The organism is Okeania sp. (assembly GCF_983059655.1).
Window position 1 is genome coordinate 1 of sequence record NZ_CEZPJD010000361.1, and the last position, 7,835, is coordinate 7,835.

General features: G+C 36.5%; 6 protein-coding genes and 3 pseudogenes. 3 read left to right on the plus strand and 6 right to left on the minus strand.

Annotation, left to right across the window (positions count from 1 at the left end):
- The 5 genes and pseudogenes from AC3DU7_RS19185 to AC3DU7_RS19205 form a co-directional block, all read right to left on the minus strand.
- On the minus strand, positions 1-710 hold a 710-nt coding region (locus tag AC3DU7_RS19185; protein ID WP_488040913.1), incomplete at its 3' end, for a M10 family metallopeptidase C-terminal domain-containing protein.
- A gap of 173 nt (positions 711-883) precedes the next feature.
- Entirely contained in the window at positions 884-1,624 is a 741-nt protein-coding gene (locus AC3DU7_RS19190; RefSeq protein ID WP_488040914.1) for a hypothetical protein, read from the minus strand.
- A 350-nt stretch (positions 1,625-1,974) separates the two neighbouring features.
- Positions 1,975-2,223 (minus strand): annotated as a pseudogene (locus AC3DU7_RS19195) (hypothetical protein); the annotation flags it as partial.
- 328 nt (positions 2,224-2,551) lie between these two features.
- Positions 2,552-2,713, minus strand: a pseudogene (locus AC3DU7_RS19200) (zinc ribbon domain-containing protein); the annotation flags it as partial.
- A gap of 4 nt (positions 2,714-2,717) precedes the next feature.
- Positions 2,718-2,892 (minus strand): annotated as a pseudogene (locus AC3DU7_RS19205) (transposase); the annotation flags it as partial.
- 503 nt (positions 2,893-3,395) lie between these two features.
- Here AC3DU7_RS19205 and AC3DU7_RS19210 point away from each other — a divergent pair.
- Positions 3,396-3,626 (plus strand): hypothetical protein, encoded by a 231-nt coding sequence (locus tag AC3DU7_RS19210; RefSeq protein ID WP_488040915.1) that lies wholly within the window; start codon positions 3,396-3,398, stop codon positions 3,624-3,626.
- A gap of 624 nt (positions 3,627-4,250) precedes the next feature.
- Here AC3DU7_RS19210 and AC3DU7_RS19215 read toward each other — a convergent pair.
- A complete protein-coding gene (locus AC3DU7_RS19215; protein WP_488040916.1) occupies positions 4,251-4,625 on the minus strand; it encodes a hypothetical protein in 375 nt (124 codons plus the stop codon).
- Positions 4,626-5,854: 1,229 nt separating this feature from the next.
- On the opposite strand from AC3DU7_RS19215, the gene lgt reads away from it, so the two are divergent.
- On the plus strand, positions 5,855-6,712 hold the full coding sequence (lgt, locus tag AC3DU7_RS19220; RefSeq protein ID WP_488040917.1) for a prolipoprotein diacylglyceryl transferase: 858 nt from the start codon (positions 5,855-5,857) through the stop codon (positions 6,710-6,712).
- Positions 6,713-6,990: 278 nt separating this feature from the next.
- A complete protein-coding gene (gene cobM / locus AC3DU7_RS19225) occupies positions 6,991-7,773 on the plus strand; it encodes a precorrin-4 C(11)-methyltransferase (RefSeq protein ID WP_488040918.1) in 783 nt (260 codons plus the stop codon).
- Positions 7,774-7,835: the final 62 nt, after the last annotated feature.

The following is a 7,835-nucleotide window of genomic DNA, read 5'->3' on the forward strand; positions in this document are numbered from 1 at the left end:
TCTGTATTAATAGTACCAATTATTGTCGGGTCTGAAGTAATTCCATCACTATCATCCTCTCCAGTATCATTTAATAATTCTGCTGAAATAATTGGGGGGTCTGTTTCTGTTGAACTACAACCGTTTAATACTTCTGTTAAGAAATTTTCATTTTCTCTTGCGTCAGCAGCTAACTCTTGCAGTCTAACAAAAGAAAGACCTCTTGCTCTACCATCTGTTCCATCAGGGTCGATAGTTATTATGGCATCTGTACTATTAGTTCCCAAACCTACATGACCGGATGCTATCGGGTCATCTCCTGTAAAACCTATCTCATCTAGTACGTCTGATAGGTCTATTATATCGCTACATATTTCAAAGTCGGTGATGATGTCTCTGGGGTCTCTAGTGCTGGTATAGACAAATGTATCGTTACCATCTCCACCTGTCAGGATATCTCCTCCTTGAAAACCTGTTATGATATCGTTACCAGGAGTACCTACTAAATTATCCCGACCGCGAGTACCATCAATATTATTTACTTCAATTTCTTCAATTAATTGTGATGCTATTAAGAGTGTTTCATCATCCTCTAGTTGTGTTTCTCCAGAGCTTAATATTTGTGGTTGAGAATTTAAACTAATGTCATTATTTGGTACTAAACCAGGTATTGTTAATGAGTCGGTTTCGGAGATATTAAATTCATTGTTTGGTAACATAGTTGATGACACCTTATAAATCAATTAATTGAACGGAAAAATCAGAAAATTAGACAGAGAAAACTAATCTTTATTTTACCGTCCTAATTAAAAGAGGAAAAACAGATAGAAGCAAAAAAAATAATTAATAAAGTAATTTAAAGAAAAAAATCAGCGAGTTAAATTTATACCTAACTCTATAAAAGTTAATACTTGACAAAATTTTTGAAACGAAAAACCGTGCTTAATATGCCCAAAATAAATAGCCCAACCATAGAGCTAGATTCGGGAATAGGCTGATTATTGGAAGGAGTATTAAGAGCGATATTACTAACTGATAATGCTGAAGAGTTTATATAATCATCTATATCGACTACCCCAAAACCTATGTTGTAATTTCCGGCTTGTGTAAATTGATATGTGTAGGATTGAAGACCTGTTTCTGTATTAAATAGATTAGATGTAGATGTGGAGTCTGCAACATCTGCTAGTTTTATTACCTGAGAATTTACTATCATAAAGGCAGAGTCGTTATAGGTTGTTGGTAGTAATTCTGAGGTTTCATTTGTCAGAAAGTTCCAATCAAAGCTGAGTTTATCTCCGGCTTTTACAGTCAATTGGGTTTGGATGGCAGAGCCTTCAAATACTTCTCCCGATTCGCTTAAATCTCCGGGATTTAAACTTAAGAAAAATTCTAAGTCACTGAATAGGTTATATTCTGCTGGTGTGCCGGAAAAATTGAAGGTTCCTGATGCTGCTCCTAGTTCATAATCGTCGTCATTGTCGGCATCGTTTGATAGTAAAACTTGGTTGTTGGAGACTAAGTTTACATCTCCTAAAGTTTCCCAATTTGTTAGGTTTAAACTTGCTGCTTTGACTGGGTTAGTTAATCCTAAAATTAGGCAACTATAGAGTGTTAATGTGATACCATTCTGATGGTTTTTCAAGATATTTTTATCTAAAATCTGGAAACATGAATAGTTATTTTTTTATCTAAGATTAGCGGTCTGTTTTCAGTTGATTTTATAGCTTAAAACTGATAGCTGTTTAGGAAACATTTCGACACAGAAATGCTTGCTAACTGACAGCTAAATACTTACCAAGTAATGTTTTGATTGGTAAAATAATCCTATCAGATTAAATTTGAGCTTGACAATTAGTAATTTCCACAAATTTAAGAATTAATTCATTGAAATATATCCGACTAAATACAATTAAGTTGGAGATTAATTATATTTAATACCTCTAGTAAAATACTTAATATAAATAGCTGAGTTGAGAACTAGAGGGTTGTGCATCAGCAAAGTGTGGGATAAGTAATTATATCATTCCAGTTCCAAGGAGCGATGTAGCTAACGCTAGGCTCCGCCAACGCCAACCCCGATCTTTGGGCAGCAGTATTATCCTTGCGACTATGAACCCAAATCCAATTAAAGTAGGCGATATAGCTGCCGCTAGGCTCCGCCAACGCTAACCTCACTGTTACTTCCGTTTGCTGCCAGACCTTACCAAACTTATTCTGTCGGCGATGCCACCGACCTATCTGAATCGCGGACAATTCCATTAGAGTTGTTGGGAAATAAGGTAAAATGATTTTAACAGAAATTGGTCAGAAAAATGCTAAATTAGGAAGAAAAGTTAATAGGAAGTATACCCGTGGAGATACCAATTGAAGTAGATAGTGGCTTTCAAGGTATTCAACACCAGTATGAAAATATCCGCATACCGTTCTACTAAACTTACCCAAACTTACCCATGAGGGTTTTGGAGCTAGCTTCCTGTTTTCCTACGGAATGCTGCGCAAACACAGAAGACCACTGACCGCAGTCTGCAACTTATCTTCTCCACAGACTTCAAATCGGTGGGAACTCCACCTACTGACTCACATAGTTTTCTAGGTTGACAGCAGCATTAAAGTCTCTGTCTGCAGTTAAACCACAGGCACTACATTCATACGTCCTCACACTCAATGGCATTTTCTGTTTATGCCCACACTGAGAACATATTTGAGAACTTGGATAAAATCTATCTGCGATCGCTGTGAGCCTGCAAAACCATCCGCATTTGTTCAGGTTGAACTTGTCTGCGATAGTAGAGAGTGTCGAAAGTGTCACTGAAAGTTTGCAAGCATTCAGGACAATAATATCGTTGACTTCCTTTGCTAGTTTTTCCATGATACCTGAGTTTTGTGATGGCCACATAGAGGACATTCCATCAGAATTCAAAGTATTTAGGGACAATAGTTATATTACTATTCCCACACTTTCTTGATGCACTACCAAGTTCTGTAAGTGGACTTAACACTAAACTCAGATTTGAAAAAAGAATGCTACGAATTATTAAAGGCAAGAAAAAGACTTTACAGAAGATGTCCACTTTAATTAAGCGGTGCGACCCCGCGACGACACTAGTCGCAAGCGGTCAGATCCCTAGTCGGCGTCTGACGCAAGCGGTCGGAACCCGCGACGACGCCAGCTCGCTTGCGGAACGCCGACTCCTGTGAGGGAATGCTGACTCCTGTGAGGGAACGCGCACCAAGAGAAAAAGATAAATTACAACCTAAAAAACGATATCAAAGCTATTCATTATGGCTCCTAACTCCTGACTAATATTAAATTGTGACAAACATCACAAAAATTTATATATCTAGTTCACTCAATCGATGCCAAAAAATCACTTTTGATTGTACTATTAATCACTACCATATCTAAAAAAAGAGTGGATGATCGAAATGTACAACTCAAGGTGGATCTCATGCTTCAGATTAACTTACTTCCTGGTGCAATCAACGAAATTATGGCTTCTGCTGCCAAAAGTGGGTTGCTCACAAAATTAGACTGCTATGGCCTCATGGCTGCAGTATTGGACGATTCTTTAAGCTCAGAAGAGCTTTCTACTGTTAAGCGACTTTCGTATTTTGTTATTAGAGGATGGGTGCGAGTAGAATAGACTTGCTTATCAATGCTTTACTTTGTCTTAATGTTACACCTCAAAAATTTCATAATTTTAATCAGAAAATTCTAATACTCAATCGTACATAAAGTTAACTTTCAAGAGTACAAGTTAGACTAAATCTAGCTGCCTATGCTATGAGTATCTTGAATGACAAGGGTAAACCAGAGGGCACTACCGGTAAGACAGAGAAATACTTTTTGCTCGGCTGATTTAGTATCAGAAGCTTGGTATGGAAGCTGTATTAACAGAGCTATATAAATTGACTGCATACAGGATTCCACCCAGGTTTGGAGCAATTTGTAACATCCGTATATTTTACTTTGAATTTTTCTAGCCTAATTACTGAGGGTTAAAAGCATTTATTTAAGTCTATTTAATATAAAACATCTTAATTTAGTCTAGGTTTTTAACTGATTTTTAGCCCCCTATTTTACTCTTTTTGCTCTACATATAGCCATCAGGAATAAGTTGTGAGAATTGAGCTGTTCCTTAAAAGTATAGAATATAGTAATTATTATATTCATATGATACATTTTTTTCTTCTTCTCTGTTCTCTGTTCCCTATTCCCCATTCCCTAAAAGTTTTCAATATCTCATAACTCAAATCATATTGCTATATTAAGTTTTAATTCTTTTGGAAAGCAATTGTTCTTCTAAAGCTGCTATTCTATTATAGGCTGCGGTCAATTGAGCTGTTAGTCGTTGAATTTGAATCTCTGAAGTTAATTCTCCATCCATATTTTGATTACCTTGATTCATATAGTCATCATCTACTAGCACGTCTTTGTGTTCTAATTCTAGATCGAAATCGTTATATTTTTGCTTTAGTTCATTGAGCTGTATGAGATCGGAAGTATTTTCTGTAGATTTATGTTTATTTAGATCTTGTTTAATTATAAAGGTTGATACCCGATCGTTCAGTTTTTCAATAATTGTGTGTATTGCTTCAATTTTTTTACTCAAAGCAATAATTTCTTCTTGCAATAGTTCCATATATTTCTTCACTACCCGAAAATTAAGTTTACATTGTTCAATTTTAATAAATATTGAGTATAATTGGCTATTATTTCCAATTTCTTAACTTTATAATCAGAATTAATTTCTTAAAAAAAGATTAAATTTTAATTTCTTTAAATGAGAGATATTTGTCAAAGCTCAAAGATAACTCTCTACAGGTTTATTATAAATGAATTGTGTAAAGTAATTAAAAAAAAACTTTACTTTATTTCATAGTGATTTTTTCAGAAGTTTAGGATACATAAGGGAAACTACACCCGATAAATAAATTTAAGCGCTTTTAAGTATTTTTTTTATTTGTAAAAAATTCAAAATCTATAGCAGTACCTTCTTGATATTAGGACAATAAATTTGAATGAAAAGAGAGTAGGGATTCAATAATTGATAATTGATAATTGATAATTGATAATTACCTCTCCCTAAAAAGAAGAGGCTTTAAAGCTTAATTATTCGGTAAAAAATAAGAAATAGAGGAATGTCCGCGCTCTATTTATATAGTGCTAATGCCGCTCGCAGAAATTAAAAGTCATGCATTTAAAAGCGAGTGCTAATTGGCGAGGTTTCCGTTTCCTCCGGAAACGCTTCGCGAACAGAATGTAATACGCACTGACAGTCAAAAGTTTTGATTGGTAAGGCTTTTAGAATTTTGTAACTGGTTAGTTATTTCTGCCATCCTGCACTAAGGAGTAGGAAAAAAAAGATTAATCTTAAAACTGTATAGCACTACGCAAATAGCTTAGGACATTTATAAATGCTCAAAGTTAGTCAGGAATTGCTTTTGACTTTTGACTTTTGACTTTTGACTTGCGCGTAGTGCTATACCTCGTGCTTCCTCAAAAGTGCTGTAATTCTATAGAACCCATTTGAGATCTATATAATTATGGTAGTCAAGTCTTTTCGTGCATCAATGAGTGAGGAAAAATCTGAAAAAGGAGTGTTGAATTTTTTGTATTATTTATCCCCACATCTTCCCTCTTCACTTTTTCCCTCTTAATCTCCTGTCTCCTGTCTCCTGTCTCTTGTCTCCTGACTCAAGGCTAAAAAAACGCGCATATTTATCAAGATACGATCGGGGGTTTTATAGAGATGATAATACTTTGACTGCTATAACTATATTCTATGCGATCGCTATATTCCTCAAAATTTCTAACTTTTTACTTTTAGCTATTAAGGTATTCTTATAAGTAATTTTTCTATGTAAATTTATGACAGTAGAGATTCCCCTATTGCCTTTAGGCTTTCAATTTACTTCTCCAGGTCCAATTATTTTTGAATTGGGGCCTTTGGCTGTCCGTTGGTATGGACTTTTAATTGCAACAGCAGTATTGATCGGAGTTACTCTATCCCAATATTTGGCTAAACGCCGTCATGTTAATCCTGATTTATTAGGCGATCTAGTAGTTTGGTTAGTATTAGCTGCAATTCCTGGGGCAAGGTTGTACTATGTTCTATTTGAGTGGGAACAGTACCAACAAAATCCTATGGATATGATTGCAATTTGGAAAGGAGGTATTGCAATTCATGGAGCAATTATTGGTGGAGCGATCGCTGCTTTAATTTTTGGTAGAGTTAATAAAATCTCTTTCTGGCAGTTAGCAGATTTAGTGGCTCCTTCTTTAATTTTGGGACAAGCCATCGGTCGATGGGGCAATTTTTTCAATTCTGAGGCTTTTGGTAGTCCCACTGATTTACCTTGGAAGTTATATATTCCTCCAGAACGTCGTCCATCAGAATTAGTAAATTTTGATTATTTTCATCCCACCTTTTTATATGAGTCTCTATGGAATTTGATGGTATTTGGACTATTACTATTCCTATTTTTTAGAGATTTGCGGGGTAAATATCAGCTTAAGGTAGGGACTTTATTTCTTGTTTATATGGCAGCTTATAGTAGTGGACGAATTTGGATTGAGGGATTACGGACTGATAGTTTGATGTTAGGGCCACTGCGAATTGCCCAATTTGTGAGTTTAACTGGAATTTTGTTGGGGTTGGCAGGTTTGGCTTGGCTATATTTGTTGAAGCGACCTTTACCTGATGTATGGCCTTCAGAGAGTAAGTAGGGTCTGCTGAAAAAATTGGTTGCTGGGGTTAGGACACGGGGACGCGGAGACGCGGAGACGCGGGGATAGTGGAACAGGCAACAGTTTCGGTAACAATTTTCAGCACTTCCATTGACTGTGGGGTATTAAACTCGCAAAAGAAAAGATAAAAAAAGCTCTAGACAGTAAGTCCAGAGCTATACCAGGGTGCATCTACCATTTCTTTTATCTGAATATAGTTACTAACATCAGGAAAAATCACAGAATACTGAAGAAAATTTTTTGGCTAATAAATCTAAATGAATAATACAGAAAGTCTTGAAGCAGCAGTCTATATTGTAGGGGCAGGTCCAGGAGACCCAGATCTATTAACAGTGAAGGCTTATAAAATCTTGGCGAAAGCAGATGTGATTCTGTATGCAGATTCTTTAGTACCCAAGCAAATGTTACGAGATGTACGTCCTGATGCGGAGATTATTGGAACGGCAAATAAAACTCTAGAAGATATTTTGCCTCTAATGATAGACCGAGTGAAAAAAGGTTGTTCTGTAGTACGTCTCCATTCTGGAGATCCAAGTTTGTATGGGGCGGTTTATGAACAAATGCAGCTTTTGGCAGAGGCAGAAATTGATTTTGAAATTGTCCCAGGAATTAGTGCATTTCAGGATGCAGCAGCTAAGTTAAAAGTGGAGTTGACTGTACCTGGGTTGGTGCAGACAATTATATTAACTAGGATTAGTGGAAAAGCTACAGGAGTTCCTCCTAGTGAAGAGTTGGGTAGTTTGGCTGCTCACGGGGCGAGTTTATGTTTGTATTTGAGTGCTCGTCATGTTTGGGAAGCACAACAAAAGTTGATAGAACATTACTCGCCTCAAATACCTATTGCAATATGTTATCGTTTGGGATGGCCTGATGAACAGATTTGGGTTGTACCTTTAGAGAAAATGGCTGTTGTTACTGAGGAGAAACAGTTAGTTAGAACAACGCTATATGTGATTAGTCCGGCATTGGAGAAAGTGGAAAAAGTAGGGCGCTCTGGTCTTTATAATCCTCAACATACTCATTTATTTCGAGGGAGGTAATGTGAGGAGTGGGGGAGTGGGGGAGTGGGGGAGTGGGGGAGTAGGGGAGTGGGAGAGTAGGG